9 protein-coding genes are annotated in these 17,665 nt (G+C 59.7%); 6 read left to right on the top strand and 3 right to left on the bottom strand.

The features are described from left to right. Positions 1–612 precede the first annotated feature (612 nt). On the top strand, positions 613–981 hold the full coding sequence (locus tag AABA84_RS34570; RefSeq protein ID WP_212252413.1) for an H-NS histone family protein: 369 nt from the start codon (positions 613–615) through the stop codon (positions 979–981). A 55-nt stretch (positions 982–1,036) separates the two neighbouring features. Here the strand turns inward: AABA84_RS34570 and AABA84_RS34575 are convergent, their stop codons facing one another. From AABA84_RS34575 to AABA84_RS34585, 3 genes are all read right to left on the bottom strand, one after another. Continuing rightward, on the bottom strand, positions 1,037–2,506 hold the full coding sequence (locus AABA84_RS34575) for an exopolysaccharide biosynthesis polyprenyl glycosylphosphotransferase (RefSeq protein WP_212252411.1): 1,470 nt from the start codon (positions 2,504–2,506) through the stop codon (positions 1,037–1,039). A gap of 139 nt (positions 2,507–2,645) precedes the next feature. Beyond that, positions 2,646–4,745, bottom strand: coding sequence for a hypothetical protein (locus AABA84_RS34580; protein ID WP_338314340.1), 2,100 nt, complete (start codon positions 4,743–4,745; stop codon positions 2,646–2,648). Between the two features lie 94 nt (positions 4,746–4,839). Further along, entirely contained in the window at positions 4,840–7,170 is a 2,331-nt protein-coding gene (locus AABA84_RS34585; protein ID WP_212252407.1) for an AAA family ATPase, read from the bottom strand. A gap of 299 nt (positions 7,171–7,469) precedes the next feature. On the opposite strand from AABA84_RS34585, the gene rfbC reads away from it, so the two are divergent. The 5 genes from rfbC to AABA84_RS34610 all read left to right on the top strand — a co-directional run bounded on the left by rfbC (position 7,470) and on the right by AABA84_RS34610 (position 17,661). Further along, positions 7,470–8,027 (top strand): dTDP-4-dehydrorhamnose 3,5-epimerase, encoded by a 558-nt coding sequence (rfbC, locus tag AABA84_RS34590; RefSeq protein ID WP_212252405.1) that lies wholly within the window; start codon positions 7,470–7,472, stop codon positions 8,025–8,027. A 10-nt stretch (positions 8,028–8,037) separates the two neighbouring features. Then, positions 8,038–9,096 carry a dTDP-glucose 4,6-dehydratase gene (gene rfbB / locus AABA84_RS34595; protein ID WP_338314341.1) on the top strand — a complete coding sequence of 353 codons (1,059 nt, stop codon included), beginning with the start codon at positions 8,038–8,040 and terminating at the stop codon, positions 9,094–9,096. A gap of 7 nt (positions 9,097–9,103) precedes the next feature. Continuing rightward, positions 9,104–10,093 (top strand): dTDP-4-dehydrorhamnose reductase, encoded by a 990-nt coding sequence (gene rfbD / locus AABA84_RS34600; protein ID WP_212252401.1) that lies wholly within the window; start codon positions 9,104–9,106, stop codon positions 10,091–10,093. After that, on the top strand, positions 10,002–10,904 hold the full coding sequence (rfbA, locus tag AABA84_RS34605; RefSeq protein ID WP_212252399.1) for a glucose-1-phosphate thymidylyltransferase RfbA: 903 nt from the start codon (positions 10,002–10,004) through the stop codon (positions 10,902–10,904). The genes rfbD and rfbA overlap by 92 nt, the downstream gene beginning before the upstream one ends. A gap of 88 nt (positions 10,905–10,992) precedes the next feature. Next, positions 10,993–17,661, top strand: a complete 6,669-nt coding sequence (locus AABA84_RS34610) for a DUF4082 domain-containing protein (protein WP_246550951.1) — start codon at positions 10,993–10,995, stop codon at positions 17,659–17,661. Positions 17,662–17,665 lie beyond the last annotated feature (4 nt).

Here is a 17,665-nt window from a genome sequence, read left to right on the forward strand (position 1 = left end):
TAGGTCCAAGGCTGGTCTTTCAAATTGGTGTGACAATAAATAAATAATATATTATTTAATATTTATTGCGAGGATTATTTTTGCCGATTTTAATGGATACCCGGGAGGAGCGTCGGATGTTATCGATTGCCCTCTGGAGCACCTTCAGGCGGCGATCGGCCGGCTCACCGCTCCCGCGGCTGGATTGACCGATATCCAGGTTTGAAGCCACGGATCCAGCTGCGACGGTTCGCGCCGAGGATATCGCAATCATGGAGCTCCGGGTTGCCGCGGGTTGATGGTCGTATCTCGGCAAGAACGAAGCAACGCGGCCTCGCGTGCCGATCATATTTGTCGAAAGTGCGGCGTGGCAGATTGATCCCACCGCCGGCTTGACGCGCCATTATTCACTGGAGAGTCGAGGCCGCGGTGCACGTAAGGCGCGTGATGTTACTTTGGCCGTTATTAATTGAGCGGATAGTTCATTTTTTTGTCTTGATTAGAACCGGCGGCGCAGTTATGTGGAGCGCGAACTTACCGTTCGGTTCCATATATTTCTGTTTAAGCTGACCACTTGGTTCTTGATTAGCCGGCCGGGACAATATTAAATGGGCGCAACTACAGGATGCTAGCATGTCGACCAAGAAGCTCGAACTAGAAGCGATGTCTCTCGACGACCTATGGTCGCTTCATGAGGAAATTAGCGGCATTTTGTCGGACCGGATTAAGGCGGAGAAGCAGGAACTGGAGAAACGCCTGGCGGTTCTCGGCGGGGGGATGGCCGTGTTAGCCGATACAGGCGGGTCAGGCGTCTCCCCGACCGGCAAGCAGAGGCGCAAATATCCGCGTGTGCTGCCGAAATATCGCAACCCCCAGACTTCTGAAACCTGGTCAGGACGTGGCAAGCGGCCGCGGTGGCTGGTTGCTGCCATGAAATCCGGCCGTCGGATCGAGGAGTTTCGCATAGGCGCAGCGGCTCCGAAGCTTCGGCAGCGGGCGTGAAGCGTCGCTGCGCCAGCAGGCTGGCGCAGCTTGGCGCTTTGAGTGGAGATCGAGCCTAGTAGGCGTTGCGGCCCCGCAAGACCTCCATCGGAGTTTGCAGCAGGATTGCGAGATCCAGCCGAAGACTCCAATTGTCGATGTACCAGAGATCGTACTGTACACGTGCTTCGATCATGGACGCTGTGGGGGTTGCGCCGCGGCAGCCGTGGATCTGGGCCCATCCGGTCAGTCCTGGCCTGACCCTGCGGCGAAACGCGTAGTTTCGCACGAGCTTGTCAAACTGCCCGTCGTGGGCCAAGGCGTGGGGGCGCGGACCCACCAGCGACATGCTGCCCTCGAGCACATTCAGCAGTTGCGGCAGTTCATCGAAACTAGTTCGACGCAGCCATTTGCCCACGCGGGTGATGCGTTGGTCGACGGGGGTGGCCTGAACTATCACGCTGCCGTCCTCGAGCACGTGCATGGTCCGAAATTTGCGGATCAAGAATGTCCGACCATTAAAACCACAGCGTTTTTGTCGGAAGAACACGGGGCCGGCAGAATCCAGCTTGATTGCGATCGCGGCAAGCGCAAGCAGCGGTGCGGAGATCGCCAAGGCGAGCCCCGCGCCAAGGATATCAATGATTCGCTTGGTCGCGCACTCGAACGGGGTAAGGGGACCGCGCTGCAATTCCACGCAAACGGCACTTCCAAGGCTGCGCGTGGGATGTCGAAGCAATTCGGCTGTTGTACCGACCGGCACGAATATGACCGGAAACGGCAAGACCCGCAACTCGGCAACAAGTGCCCGAAGCTCGGGCCATCGCTCCGGGCTGGCTTCGACCACCACCTGATCGAGCCGCGCGTCGCGAATGTGCTCGATTACGCGAGACGTCAGCCGCTTGCGTCCGGCGGGACCGAACCCAACCGGCGGCAGGCTGAACCGTCCCTTGACGCAATACCCATGCATGGCCAAGGTTTCCGGCAGGCCGGCGTTCTTCGAAAGCGGCTGGTCCGTGATTAGAACGATATTCGTGCTGGCAAATCTTCTTTCGCTCAGACCTCTTATCAGCAGCGACTTGACAGCCCATCGCTTGGCTACCAGCAACCCTAGGCCAAGGATGGCGAAGAGCGGGCTTGCTTGCTGAGATGCGCCCGGACGAATTGCAAAGCCGTCGGCGGCCCAAATCAAGAGCAGCAATGACGCCCACGTCGCGCAGACGGCCCGAACCTGATTTTTGAGGACGAGAAGCTCAATCGGGCGATACAGACCTTGAGCCTTCAGCACGGAAGCAACGCAAGCTGCGCTGACCAGCGCCAAGCCAAATGCGTTGCCAGGGTCTCCCTCAGCTTGCCCGTTTTGGAGCCGATACAGTAATGTGGAGACGGCGCTGGCCAACAAGATCGTCGCGATATCGGCACAGAGTGCAACATGTTCGATCCAGTCATAACGGAGGGGCCATTTATGCCTGGGGGACACCGACGGCTCGAGACTAACACGAGCCGTATCGTTTCGATCGGGGAGGTGCCGGTTCACGAAGTTCATGGCGGGGCACTCGGAATTCGTATTTAATTTATTATTAATATTGAATATATCAAGCAGAAATATCTTAATTTAAATGATACCAAATGCCGCTCTTGCGGATCTGGCGCAGGACTGCCCAGAAGCGGAACAGGTTTGGAACCTACCGCGCTGTCCCTCGATCCGAGGTCCGGTTCGGCAAAAGGAGATCCGTCTTAGGCCAGGGAATCGGGACTTCCTTTCGCGTGCCTTGAAGAGTTGCTGAGTCCGATTCCGAGATCAGATTGTCCACAAGGGCCTTCCCCTCAGCCGACGCCGATTGGTAGGCAGCAATCAGAGCGGGTCGAAGAGCGGGCTGTCTAGCAAAGGCAATCTTGACGTCGCGCTGCACCAGTTCACGCAATTCAGGATCGCTGACGACCGAGGCCTCGCCGAGAGCGGCAGTCAGTCGTAGCGGAAGCAGGGTCAAATCGTTTGGAGCTGTGTAGTACGAGAGTTTCAGCAGGGCCGCGACGTCGTATTCGAGCGATCTTTGTTCCCTCGACAGTGCCGCAAGCATGAGCCAAAGATCTCCTCGTAATGGCGAGGACCGCAGTGCCTGTGCCAGTACAGTCGGCGCGGCAGCTTGGAATCCGAGCTCCGGTCTTGAGGCGGCTGCTCCATTGGCCGCGGGCTGTGGGGCGTGACCGGGTCTCCCAGACCGCAAATCGCCATCACCGCGCAATGAGTTCGGCGGTAGCACCCTCGGAGGTGCTTGGCGCGAGGCATCATTGGCGGCGAGCGCTTCGACCGGAAGACGGCCAGGATACGACGGCTGAGTGAGCAGCCAGACCGTTTGCGCAATCAGCGCGACTGCAATGCAGCCCAATCCGATACGCATTGATGCATTGCCAATCCCATATGAGCGTATTCGCGCGCATGCCCGGCCCGGACTATCCAGTCCACTGACGGGCCGCGTTGAATGCGGTTGCTCGGTCGCAGCGCCCATATCACGCTGGCTCTGGGCGACCGCAAGTCCGAACAGCGCGGCGGCCAACAGCGATGCACCGAACTCGAGAATGCCGTCCTCGACCAAGGCCAGCACAACCAACGAAGCCGCAGCGCCGGCGCCAATGGCCGCGTAGACGTAGTCATGCCTTCGCCGCAGGGAGCATCTTAGCAGAGCCCCGGCGCCAAGCACCGCAACGATCAACACGCTGTACAGAAAGGGGCGGCCCATCTCGATTGCGATGGCCGCGGCAGCCGTCGGGCGCTCTCGTGACAACGGCGCGGCAATATCGCGATGGATTGGTAGCAATGCCGCGTAGGTTCCCGCGCCGGAGCCGGCATGGCCGGCATCCTGCAACATCCGCTCAGTCGCGCCCGAGGGGTGCTCGGACAGGGCGACTGTCAGATCGGCATTCGGCCTCATTGGCATGAGGGTGAAGGCCGCCAGAAGCAACACTGCAGCCGTGGCCAGGACGCTCGCGATACCCCAGACTCCAGAGAACCAGTTCTGGATCGCGAACGCGGCGAGCACTATTCCCACTCCGAGCAATGCCGCCGTGGCAGTTCCAATCCCGTCTCCGCTGGCGAGGGTTGCCGACAGACAGAGAAGCATTGCGAGGAGTGCGAACCACAGGGTCGTTGCCACTCGAAATGAGCGTTGCTTGACACGACGGCGGTCCTCGAACGCACGAACCATCATCGCTGCGGACAGCACCAGCCCCAGCACGGCAGGGACAGCGCCGGTCACGACGAGGACAGGAGTATCGCCGCGCGAGAAACCGTCCGATCCGATCGCCTGCCGCAACAGCAGGTACGCGCTGACGGTCGTCGCGATAGAGACCAGAATGGAGAGGAGTTGCCACGCACGCTGCCTGTCCAGCGCGACGACGGCCGTGACGAGCGCGAGGGCGACGGCAGCATTGTAGTGCAAGACTGCCTGCACAGTTGCACGGATGTCCACCGTGATCCGTTCGGCGAGGGGAGCATTCAATGCGGCCGATGCGGTTTCCCAAATCGGATTGCCGAGCCCGTGGATAGGAACTGGAGCGAGTTGGAAGGCCATGTAGATCGCCGGTACAGCGAGAATGAGGACGAGAACGAGTCCCGACCGTCGTACCAGACCCGCGATTGCGGAGGATGAGGCGAAGACTGCGGCCGCCAGCACTGCGGTCGCGAGAAGAGCAGAGGATAGAGCTCGTTGCTGCGGGATATCGGGCATTGCAAAAGCTGCCGCGACGGACACAACGAGTGCCAGCATCAGGAACCTGACGAGCATACTACGTCACCTCTCTGGCTTGGCGTTCCTCCGGATGCTCCGATCGGCAGACCGTCCAACGCGCAAATCGTGATGGTGCACGGCGGCAGGCCGCTCAAGAGTTCGAAAGACCATAACGAACATAGTGACTGTCGTCGTAATAGTCGCTTCGCTGGGTGTCATATCGCGCCATTGCCTTGATGTCCGTCTTGTTCAGGACTGCGCCGATCAGCGAGTCCGAGATCGTCGGGGCGGTGTGCAGTGCATGCTGCACGACCTCGATCTTGGTGCGTCCCCACTCGACGACGAGAACGTAACAATCGATCAGAGGGGCCGTGACCCGTACGTCGACAAGCGGACTCAGCGGCGGAAGATCTACAATGACATAGTCATAACTTTGTCGCAGGCGATCAAATAGCTTGCATATCGATCCGTCGGACAGAAGTTCGCTCGAGTGGAGTACGGGCCCGCGTTGAACGGCCGGAAGAACGGTGAGATTTGTCCTCGGATCCCGCCATACCACCTCCTCGAGTGGGCGATCACCGTTCATGACCTCAATAATGCCATCTACTGCCTTCGGGACGACACGGGCCGAGAGCGACGGATTCCGGAGATCGCAGTCCACTATGATGACCTTCTTCCCGCTGTGTCCGATGAGTTGCGCCACGGAAGCAGCAATCGTGGTCTTGCCCTCATTTGGGAGAGCCGAAGTCACGCCAATCACCTGGTTCGGGGTCTTCGCCGGGCTGTGATCGATCGCAATCTTAATCGCACGGATGGCCTCCGTGTACCGAGAGAGAGGCATGCCTACGACGGCGCGATGAATGTCCGGAGCGGTCGAAAGAATTCGCTGGCTCGAGTCTTCCTGCGTCTGTTGAAGCCGGGCCGACGGCCTCTGCTGCTTGGGCAAGCTCAGGATCGGTACGAGAGACAGGCACGGCAGTTCCAGCGCAGCCTCGAGTTGGGAAGACGTACGGAATACGCGGTCCATTACGTCTCTCACGAAGCCGAGCAGTAGTCCCAGCGCGAGGCCACCCAGAAGACCGAAACTCAGCACGACCTTCGTCTTCGGTTTGCTCTTTGTCTGAGCGGCGGACGCAGGGAAGATGACCCGGGTTTCCGAAATAGGGAAGGTCTCCTGCTGCGTCGAGCCCATGTACTGCTGAAGGAAGGTGTCGTAGAGCGCCCGCAGGCTTTTCGCTCTACTTTCCAAATCTCTTATCGTCAGCTCTGCCGAGTTCGTGAGGCGTGACTGCGCAATGGCCACGGACAGACGTTTTTCAATCTCCTGCTGGCGCTGCTTTGCGAGTTCGGCTTCGCTGCGGCTGATCTCGGATAGCCTCTTAACCTCGTCCAGAATGGAGACCCGAAATTCGCGGAGCCTGTTTCGGACGTTGACGACCGCCAGATGGTCGCGCCCGACGCGTGCCGATAGCTCGGCCTCACGCCTGGCGAGTTCGAGATATTGCTGGCGTAGCGACGTAATGATTGGACTGTTCATCGCGTCGGAGCCGATGGCATCCAGATTGCTGATCGAAGGTTTTGCCGGGTCGGTGCCGAGGAGAGTTTCGTAGCGGGACAGCTTGGCCGCGGCCTCCGAACTCTGCGCGCGGGCGGTAGCCAGCCGAGTGTTGAGTTCCGTGATCTGCTGCTCGTCGATCGGCTTTCCACCGGGCGAAACGATGTTGTTCTGAGATTTGTAAGCCTCAACCGCACGTTCGGCGGTCAACGCCTCCTCACCGAGGTTTCGCAGCCGTTCCCGCAGCCAACTTGTTGCAGTGCGGCTGGCTTCGAATTTCGCGTCGAGCTGATCGTTGATGTAGGCTTTGGCAATTGCGTTCGCGATTTCCGCCGCGAGCGCTGGATCGCTCGAGGTGAAGTTGACTTCAATAACGTGACTATAGCCAACTCGACCTGCAGATAGGCGATCCAGGAAGCTCGCAATGGCCGCTTCTGAGAGCTGCTCTGGCGCGGCAGATTTCGCAGCGTCCGACGGATTCGATCGCCATCGTCGAAGCCAGCTCAGTAGCCAGGACTGCAGCGGCCGGGACTCTTTGAAATCCGGATGATCGCCCAATTTCAACTGCTTGATCACGGCGGCAGCGGTTGCCTGCGACTTGATGATCTGCAGCTGCGTTTCGATCTGAGTGACATCGACGATCGGTTCTGAGAGAAACGATTGCTTCTGAAGGAATTGTGTCCTCGGGTTCTCGAACAGGAGCTGAACCTGCGCCGTATAGGCTGGCGAGACCAGTCGGAGGTATACGAGGCTGGCGGCACCTGCCAGGACGGTGGTGAAAATGATGACGAGGTACTGCCGCCTTATAAAGACGAGCGCCAATTTAATGAGCTCGCCGATGCCCGCGGCGCCTTGGCGATCCGACTGCATTGGCATGGCGGAGGGCAGACGTGCCCCATCGTTCTGGAGCGTATTGGTCTGAAGCATCGGACAATTCTCTCGGCTGTCGACAGTCGTGCGGGAGCACGAGGCCGCAGGCGATATTCGGACCAGCGGCCGCATTTAAAATAATATATCTGATAAATTTTGTATTGCCAATTAAATCTAGCTCAGGCATTAATTGCCAGGCAATTAACTAGATGAGGGATCGGCGTCCGATTAAACCCCCATATTTGTCGCGAGCGGAGCGAGGCGGACTTGGTCGGCTGCGCTGCTCGGCTGAGACGATATTGGGGAGATCAGGCCGACCGTCCGGGCGATAGCGCCGCTTATCGGAGCGTGCGGTCATGCTGGAAGTGCGAAGTTTGGCGATCCCGGATGTCAAGCTGGTCCGATCGAAGCGCTTTTCCGATATGCGCGGCTATTTTTGCGAGACGTTTCGTCGTTCTGCTTTTGCCGAAAGAGGAATTTCTCACGATTTCATCCAGGACAACCAATCCTGCTCGGAGCGCGTCGGGACGGTTCGCGGATTGCACTTCCAGCAGCCTCCCTTCGCGCAGACCAAGCTGGTTCGCGTGTTGAGGGGAGCGATCCTTGATGTGGTGGTCGACCTTCGGCGGCGATCGCCGACATTCGGCCGGCACGTTGCGGTCAAACTGGATAGCGAGAGCGACGAGCAGTTGCTCGTCCCGAAGGGGTTCGCTCACGGGTTCTGCACGCTCCAGCCTCAAACCACGGTCTTTTACAAGGTCGACGAGGTCTACTCTCCGGACCACGACGCCGGTATCTATTGGGCGGATCCCGAATTGGCCATCGAGTGGCCGGTGAGGGCCTCGGCGGCCCAGCTTTCACCGAAGGATCGAGCGCTTCCCCCGTTCGACCGGCTCGCTTCAGTGTTTGAATAGAGGACGTGGCATGTGTGTCCTGGTGACCGGAGGAGCTGGATTTATCGGGTCTGCGGTTTGTCGACAGTTGGTATTGGAGGCCGGTGCCTCGGTCGTCAATGTCGACAAGTTGACCTATGCGGCCAATTTGGCCTCGCTGACATCCATCGAAGGTACCAGCCGCTATCGATTTGAGCAGTACGACATCTGCGATCAGGAGGCGGTCACTCGTCTGTTTTACAAGTGGGAACCAAGCGCAGTCATCCACTTGGCAGCGGAGAGCCATGTCGATCGGTCGATTACAGGGTCGGCAGCGTTCGTTAGCACCAACATCGTCGGCACCTATACTCTGCTGGAATCTGCCAGACGATATTACGACGGGCTCTCAGGCCAGAGGCGAAGACAGTTCAGGTTCATTCACGTGTCGACGGACGAGGTCTACGGTTCATTGGGGCCGGTCGACTGCTTCCGGGAAGATACCCCTTATCGGCCGAGTTCACCCTATTCGGCGAGCAAGGCCGCCTCGGACCACCTCGCGCTCGCCTGGTATAAGACCTATGGTTTGCCGGTAATCGTATCTAACTGTTCGAACAATTACGGACCATTCCAATTCCCGGAAAAACTCATTCCGCTGACGGTTCTCAACGCGATTGAGCACAAACCGTTGCCTGTCTATGGCGATGGCAGCAATGTGCGCGATTGGCTTCATGTCGACGATCACGCCGCAGGCCTGATCAGGCTGCTATTCCAGGGCAGGACCGGAGAGAAGTACAATTTCGGCGGCGATAGCGAGCGCTCAAACCTGGAGGTAGTCACCCAGATTTGTGACGTGCTTGATCGGTTGCGTCCAGGGCCGGCAGCCAGGCGGTCATTGATCTCGTTTGTGCCGGACCGTCCGGGACACGACGCACGTTACGCAATCGATGCGTCCAAGGCTCGCAGCGAGCTGGGATGGCAGCCGACCCGAAGCTTCGAGCAAGGGCTCGCCGACACGGTGGAATGGTATCTGGCCAGCGGCACCTGGTGGGCGCGGGCTCGCAATATGGTCTACGACGGCGCGCGCCTTGGTCTCCCAGCCACCCGACACTGAGGTTACCATGATCGAAGGACCGATTCTGATTGCTGGTCGAGATGGCCAATTGGGTAGTTGCCTTCGTGATCTCGCTGCTCTTCGCGGCCTATCTGCGGTAGCCCTCGGACGTGAGGAGCTCGACCTGGAAGTCCGGGACGGGATCGACAGGACGGTCGCCGCGATCGCCCCCTGCATGATCATTAATGCAGCGGCTTATACGGCTGTGGATCGCGCGGAGTCTGAAGTCGGTAAAGCCTTCAGTATCAACCGCGACGGTGCGGCTGCGTTAGCGGATGTCGCATGGCAGAGAAATATTCCATTTGTGCATTTGTCGACGGATTATGTCTTTGACGGTGCCAAACGCGAGGCTTACGACGAAGCCGACGTGCCGGCGCCGTTGAACACATATGGTGCATCAAAGTTGGCCGGAGAGGCGGCGGTTTTGGCGACGCATCCTCTCGCGACCGTCGTCAGGTCGTCTTGGATCTACAGCGCAACAGGCAGCAACTTCGTTCGGACGATGCTGCGGCTGGCCGAGACGCGTCCAATCGTAAGGGTCGTCTGCGACCAATACGGAAGCCCGACGTCAGCGGCGGAGCTGGCCGCAGCGCTCCTGAAGATCGCAGAGCGGTCGATCACCGATGATCGCCGCATCGCGGCGGGCATCTTTCATGTGTCCGGCCAGGGAACAACGAGCTGGCACGGCTTTGCCGAGGCAATCTTCGATGGTTTATCCCGTCGTGGAGTGCGGCCGCCGGCGCTGGAGGCGATCACGACCGAGCAGTATCCCTGCGCTGCGCCCAGGCCCCTAAATTCCCGCCTGGACTCATCCAAAGCGGAGCGCGTGTTTGGAATTCGATTGCCGGCCTGGCGCCACTCTCTCGAAATCTGTCTCGACCAACTTGTCGGAAAAGGAGACACCGATGCTGAAGGGAATCGTCCTGGCTGGCGGCAGCGGAACGCGGCTGTATCCGATCACGCGTGTGGTCAGCAAGCAGTTGCTGCCCATCTATGACAAGCCGATGATCTACTATCCGCTGTCGACGCTGATGCTGGCAGGAATCCGCCAGATCCTTGTGATCACGACCCCGGCCGATCGGTCTCAGTTTGAGCGATTGCTCGGAAACGGAAGCCAGTGGGGGATTCGGCTCAGCTATGCGGAACAGCCTCGTCCCGGCGGCCTGGCGGAAGCGTTCATCGTAGGTGCCGATTTCATCGGAACCGATCGCGTCGCAATGGTGCTCGGAGACAATATCTTCTTCGGCGGCGGCTTGCGCGAACTACTCGCAAGGGCCGCTGCCCGCGAAGAAGGTGCAACCGTGTTCGCGTATCACGTGCGCGATCCCGAACGATACGGCGTCGTTACGTTCGATGACACGGGCCGCCCGCTACGAATCGAGGAGAAACCGAGAAAGCCGACATCGAACTGGGCCATCACCGGTCTCTATTTCTTCGACAACCGGGTCGTGCGATATGCCCGCCGCGTCGAGCCGTCGCCCCGGGGGGAGCTCGAGATCACCGATCTGCAAATGCGCTATCTCGCGGCCGGCGCTCTCCATGTCGAGCGCATGGGACGGGGATTTGCATGGTTGGATACGGGCACGGTCGAGTCGCTTCTCGATGCTGGAACCTTCGTGCAGACGCTTGAAAAGCGACAGGGCATGAAGGTGGCTTGTCTCGAGGAGGTCGCCTTTCGGCAGGGATTCATCGATGAAGATCAGCTTCTCGGACTGATTCAGCCGCTGGAGAAGAGCGGATACGGCAGGTATCTCAATGAAATCCTGCGGTTGCCCGGGGCGCGCGCCGGCGCTGCAATCGATGGCTGATTTAAATTACATATTTCTAATTTAATTAATTGACCGGTGCAGCTCTTTTAAATTAAATGCTTTCTCTTGCGAACCTCGAGGGCTGGCCATGTTAAATCAAAAGGCGAGCGTGTTCTATCGAGCGGCAAGGCCTCTGCTCCCGGAAGAGGTAGATTTCGGTCAGATGGATGCGGTCTTGCTGGGTGCGCCCCTCTGGAATCCGACCTGGAGCAGGGACGCTGCTTGGCTGTGGAGGACGACCAGCCCCCTTACGCGCCCGGACGGTCTCGGCGCGCGACTCGTTTCCGGCTCCGATCTGCGAGCTGTGGTCGCGCCTTCACGTTCGCATGCCGGTACGACACATTGGATAAGTTCGAGCGGCGGCTATTGGAATGTCGCCGCGAACTGGAGTGCGGGCATTCCGAACGCCGCGTCCGGCGCCTTCATCGACGCGCCTGGATACTATGTTGTCACCATAAAGGCCAATGTCGATGTGGGCAGTTTGATCGTTGATGCGGGTGTGACGATCGCGCTCGGAGAAAAATTGTCGTTCGTCGTGGAAGGTGACGCCATAAACAACGGCAGCATCAAGCTCGGATCGCCCGGCGGCGATGGGGTTGCCGCAGCGGACTTTAAAGGTGACGTCCGCGGGTCGGGCGCCTTCGCGATTTCCGACAGATCGGCGCTCGAGATCGGAGGCTCGGTCTCCGGGCAACTCGTGAACGGTTCGTTTTACGGAATAACCGTCTCGTTCGAGACGGAGGTTGGCACCCTGATTCTCGATCACTCTGCCCAATTCCACGGCCTGATCGGAAGTTCGTCGCCGGATCGACCGCTTTCTGTTGGCAACCTGATTGATCTCAGGGATTTCCCCTTCACGGCGACGATGTCAGCGTCGGTTCAATACGACCCCAGCTCAAACATCAGCACGGTCGATTTTAGCAACGGGGCCGGCAATGTCACCCTGCTGTTTTCCGGGAACGATCCAAATTGGACCTTTGCAAGCGATGGGCTGGGCGGCACCATCATTGCGGATCCGGTGACAACGAACCCGATCGTGCTTGAGAATCAGAAGCAAGGCACATCGAAGAGCATTTGGCAGATCAGCCCCGGTGAAGATTCGACGAAAATCCAAGGGTTCACCACGGCGATAAGTACCAATGTCGGCGGGACCGTTCAATTCAAGATCAACAACCAGACCGGCGCGCCCAACTATCACGTCGATATCTATCGGCTTGGCTATTATGGCGGCAACGGCGCGAGGCTGGTTACGAGCCTGCAGCATCAGGCTGCGACCTCCGTGGTGCAGCCGGCTCCCTTGAAGGACGCGTCGACGGGCCTCGTCGACGCCGGAAATTGGAGTGTGACGGACTCGTGGAGCGTGCCGACGGACGCGGTTTCTGGCGTGTACATCGCCAACGTCATCGACGGAACGCAAGTGTTTCAAATTCCATTTGTGGTCCGCAATGATGCGTCGCAGAGCGCAATCGTGTTTCAGACGGCCGATCAGACCTGGCAGGCCTACAACCCCTGGGGCGGCGCCAATCTCTACACCGGCAACGGGCCCGGCGTGAACGGCTCTGCTTACGCCGTCAGCTACAATCGTCCGATCACGACGCGCGACGGCGGACTCGAGAGTTCCTCCAACGACATGGTATTCTCGGCGGAGTATCCGGCGATCTACTGGCTGGAGCAGAACGGATACGACGTTTCCTACATCTCGGGCATCGATGCGGCCACCAATGGATCGCTGTTGCTCAATCATCAGATCTATATGGATGTAGGTCACGACGAATATTGGACCGACAGCCAGTTTGCCAACGTCCAGGCTGCCGGCCACGCCGGTGTCAATCTGACGTTCCTGAGCGGCAACGAGGTGTATTGGCAGACGAGACTGGCAACCAGCATTGATCCCAGCCATACGGCTAACCGGACTTTGATCACGTACAAGGATACCCATGCCAACCAATTGATCGACCCGACAGGCACAGCGACCGGAACATTCATGGACGCACGCTTTGCCTCGACCGGAGGCATGTCGGGCATTCCATCCAATGCGCTGACTGGAACGGTCTTCCAGGTGGACGGGGATTCCTACGGCACGATCAAGATCCCATACGGGATGACGCAGTTGAGGCTTTGGCGCAACGCGCCGATTGCGGGAACGGCCCAAGGCCAGACTGCGTCCCTGACGCCGAACCTGCTCGGCTATGAGTGGGATGCGTCACCGGACAACGGCTTCCGCCCCGCCGGTCTGGTAGATGTCTCCTCGACCACTCTGCAAACCACAAAATACTTGCTCGATTACGGCAACACGACCGGCAACGGTACAGCCACTCACAATCTGGTGGAGTTTCGAGACCCCGTGAGCGGCGCGCTTGTCTTTGGCGCTGGCACCGTGTTCTGGTCCTGGGGTCTTTCATCGGATCATGACCAGTACAACCTCGCCCCGCAGACGCCGAGCGATCGGAACGTCCAGCAGGCCATGGTCAATCTGTTCGCTGATATGGGCGTGCAGCCCGCGACGCTGCAGGCCAGTCTGGTGATTGCGAGCCAATCGACCGATCACACAACCCCGACTTCCACGATCACGAATCTCTCAGCCACGAGCGTCGTGGAGGGGCGGTCGATCACCGTGACCGGAACGGCAAGCGACGCCGGCGGGGTGATCGGTGGTGTTGAAGTGTCGTCCGACGGCGGCACCACTTGGCATCCGGCCAGCAGCACCGTCGGAGCATCGAATGTCACTTGGACCTATACGTTCGCTGCGGGCGCGCCGGGGCAAGTGAAGGTCCGGAGCAGGGCCGTCGACGATAGTTTGAACCTCGAAGTCCCGGGCGCGGGCGTTGCCTACACGGTGACGCCCTCTTCGAACCTGACGATCTTCAGTCCCACGGACACGCCCGCGGTCGTTAATACGCTGGACAATGCCGCCGTGGAGCTGGGAGTCAAGTTCGTTGCCGCCATCGCCGGCGATATCACAGGCATCCGGTTCTATAAGAGCACCCAGAACACGGGAACGCATCTCGGCGATCTCTGGACGGCGAACGGGACGCTACTCGCAAGCGCAACATTCACCAACGAAACCGGCAGCGGCTGGCAACAGGTCAATTTCACCACGCCCGTCCACATACAAGCGGGGGTGACCTACGTCGCCTCGTATCACACCAACACCGGTCACTATTCCACGACCGATTTCTATTTCGACAACCCAGGTCATACCAACGGCTCATTGACAGCAACGGGGAGCGGCCTGAACGGCGTCTACGCGTACGGCACCGGGCCGCTTTTCCCCTCCAATATTTCGATTGCAGATGGTGACAATTACTGGGTCGATGTCGTCTTCAGGGATACGAGCCAGCTGCCGCAGGCCAACAATGACAGCGGGTTCACGGTCACGCAGAACGGAGTGCTGAACATCCCGGCATCGGCGCTGCTCGCCAATGATACGGATCCGGCCGGCCTGTCCTTTTCGATCAGTGGCGTGAGTAATCCGGCTAACGGCACCGTAAGCTACAATGTCCAGACCCAGACGGTGACATTTAATCCTGCCGCAAGCTACGCGGGAGCGGCACAGTTTGCGTACACGATCACGGATTCCGCGGGCGCCACCGGAACGGGCCAGGTCTTCCTCAATGTCAGCTATCCGCTATCCGCGCAGAGCCTGTTCGGCACCAACGACGCGCCGAGCGTCGGCAATTCGGGCGACACGAGCTCGGTCGAGGTGGGTCTCAAGTTCAGCGCGTCGGTCAACGGGACCATAACGGGCCTGCGCTTCTACAAGGGCTCGCTGAACACAGGTACCCACGTCGCGCATCTCTGGAGTTCGACGGGAACGCTGCTCGGCACCGCGACCTTCGCGAGTGAGACCGCCAGCGGTTGGCAGCAGGTCAGTTTCTCGAGCCCGATAGCCATTACCGCGGGCACGACCTATGTCGCTTCCTACCACACCAACGGCAATTATTCGGACACTCAGAACTATTTCACCACGTCGATCTCGAATGGCCAGCTGAGCGCCCCCGCCACGGGAAATGGCGTGTATGGCTACGGAACCGGAGCCGTATTCCCGACCAGCGTCTTCAAGGCAACAAACTACTTTGTCGACGTCGTTTTCAACGGATCCGCGAGTACCAACACGCCGCCGACGGCGGTCGCCGACACGGGCGACGCCACCGAGAAGGGCGGTGTCAACAACGGCACCGGCGGTTCGTCTGCCGCAGGAAACGTGCTGACCAACGACACCGATTCGAACACCGGCGACACCAAGACCGTGACTGCGGTCAGCTTCGGCGCGACGTCGGGCACGCTCGGATCGGCGCTGAACGGCGCGCATGGCGGCCTCGTGCTCGACGCTTCAGGCGCCTTCACCTATACGGTCAATGAGACGGATTCTGCCGTCCAGGCCCTGCGGCTTGTGACCAACACGCTGACGGACGTCTTCAATTACACGATGCGTGATGCCGCCGGTGCGACATCCTCGACTACGCTCACAATCACCATTCATGGTGCCAATGATGCGCCGGTCCTGGCGACCCAAACCGGCAACCAGACTGCAACGGTTGGTTCGGCCTTCTCGCTCACGCTACCGGTAGGCACCTTCACCGACGTCGATTCCGGCGATTCCCTCACTTACGCCGCGACAGCGGCCAACGGCTCGGCACTTCCCGCCTGGCTGACCTTTAACGCATCAACCCGAACCTTCAGCGGTACGCCATCGTCGGCCGACGTCGGCACGCTCGGCGTGAAGGCAACCGCGACCGATCTCGGCAGCCTTGCTGCAAGCGAGATATTCAATATCACCGTGACGACGACTCCGAACACGCCGCCGACGGCGGTCGCCGACACGGGCGACGCCACCGAGAAGGGTGGTGTCAACAACGGCACCGGCGGTTCCTCTGCCGCGGGAAACGTGCTGACCAACGACACCGATCCAGACGCCGGCGATACCGAGACTGTGACTGCGGTCAGCTTCGGTTCGACCTCCGGTGCGCTCGGCTCGGCGCTGAACGGCGCGCACGGAAGCCTCGTGCTCAACGCGTCAGGCGCCTTCACCTATACGGTCAATGAGACGGATGCTGCAGTGCAGGCCCTGCGGCTTGCGTCCAACGTGCTGACAGACGCCTTCAATTATACGATGCGTGATGCCGCCGGTGCGACATCCTCGACCACGCTCACAATCACCATTCATGGCGCCAATGATGCGCCGGTCCTGGCGAGCCAAACCGGTAACCAGACTGCAACGGCTGGTTCGGCCTTCTCGCTGACGCTGCCGGCCGGCACGTTCACCGACGTCGATTCCGGGGATTCACTCACCTATACGGCAACTGCGGCCGACGGCTCGGCACTTCCCGCCTGGTTGGCCTTCAGCGCTTCGACCCGGACTTTCAGTGGCACGCCGACGTCGGCCGATGTCGGCACGCTCGGCGTGAAGGCCGTTGCGACCGACCTCGGCGGCCTCACGGCCAGCGAGACGTTCAATATCGCGGTGGGTGCAGCCTCGTCGACGGTCAGCTTGTTCTCCGCTTCCGATACGCCGTCGATGCTGTCGACGTCAGACACATCTCAGGTCAATCTTGGCGTGCGGTTTACGTCCTCCGCGGCCGGCACGATTACCGGGATCAAGTACTACAAGAGTGCGAACGACGCCGGCACTCATACCGGCTCACTGTGGAGTAGCACGGGAACGCTCCTCGCGAGCGCGACCTTCTCCAACGAGAGCAGCAGCGGTTGGCAAACCCTCACATTCAATAGTCCGGTAGCGATCGCGGCGGGAACCACCTACGTCGCGAGTTTCCACAGCAACGGCCACTACGCCGATACGCCCAACTACTTTACCGCCGCGCGCACGAACGGCCCACTCACGGCTTCCGCGAGCAACAATGGTGTCTACACCTATGGAACGGGCAATTTGTTTCCGACCAGCACATTCAGCGCGACAAATTATTGGGTCGATGTCTTGTTCAGCAATTCGGGTGGCGGCACGAACCAGCCGCCGATCGCCAGCAACGACAGCGGCTTCAATGCCACCCAAAACGTACCGCTCAGCATTTCCGGGGCGGCGCTTCTCGCAAACGATACCGATCCGAACGGGGATGCCCTGTCAATCACGGGCGTCAGCGGTGCCGTCAACGGCACCGTCGGTTTCAGTGCCCAGGACAACACGGTGACGTTCACTCCCGCCAACGGATATACCGGGCCGGCATCGTTCAACTACGCCATTTCCGACGGTCGGGGCGGTTCGGCAACCGCCGGTGTGAGCGTAACTGTTCATGCGCCGTCAGCAACCACCGTAAGCCTTTTCAGCTCCAATCCCACGCCTGGCGTGGTGACGGTGAATGATCCGAATTCGGTGGAGCTTGGCATGAAGTTCCAGGCGTCAACATCGGGCGACATTGTCGGCCTGCGCTTCTACAAAGGGCCGTCCAATACGGGCCAGCACGTCGCCGATCTCTGGAGCAGCACAGGGACCCTGCTGGCCACCGCCACCTTCACCAATGAGACCGCGAGCGGCTGGCAACAGGTCAACTTCGCGACGCCAGTCACGATCACGGCAGGGACGACTTACATCGCCTCCTACCACACTGCGGGCAACTATTCGGACGATCCAAACCTGTTTGCCAATGCGGTGACGAACGGACCACTGACGGCTCCGTCATCCTCATCGAGCGGGGGCAACGGCGTGTACGCGTACGGATCCGGCAGCCTGTTTCCGACCAACAGCTTCGGGGCGACCAGCTATGCGGTCGACGTTCTCTTCAGGCCGCAGCTCGCTGCCTAGACAA

The sequence above is a fragment of the Bradyrhizobium sp. TM239 genome (assembly GCF_036247985.1).
Taxonomy (GTDB): Bacteria; Pseudomonadota; Alphaproteobacteria; order Rhizobiales; family Xanthobacteraceae; genus Bradyrhizobium; species Bradyrhizobium ottawaense.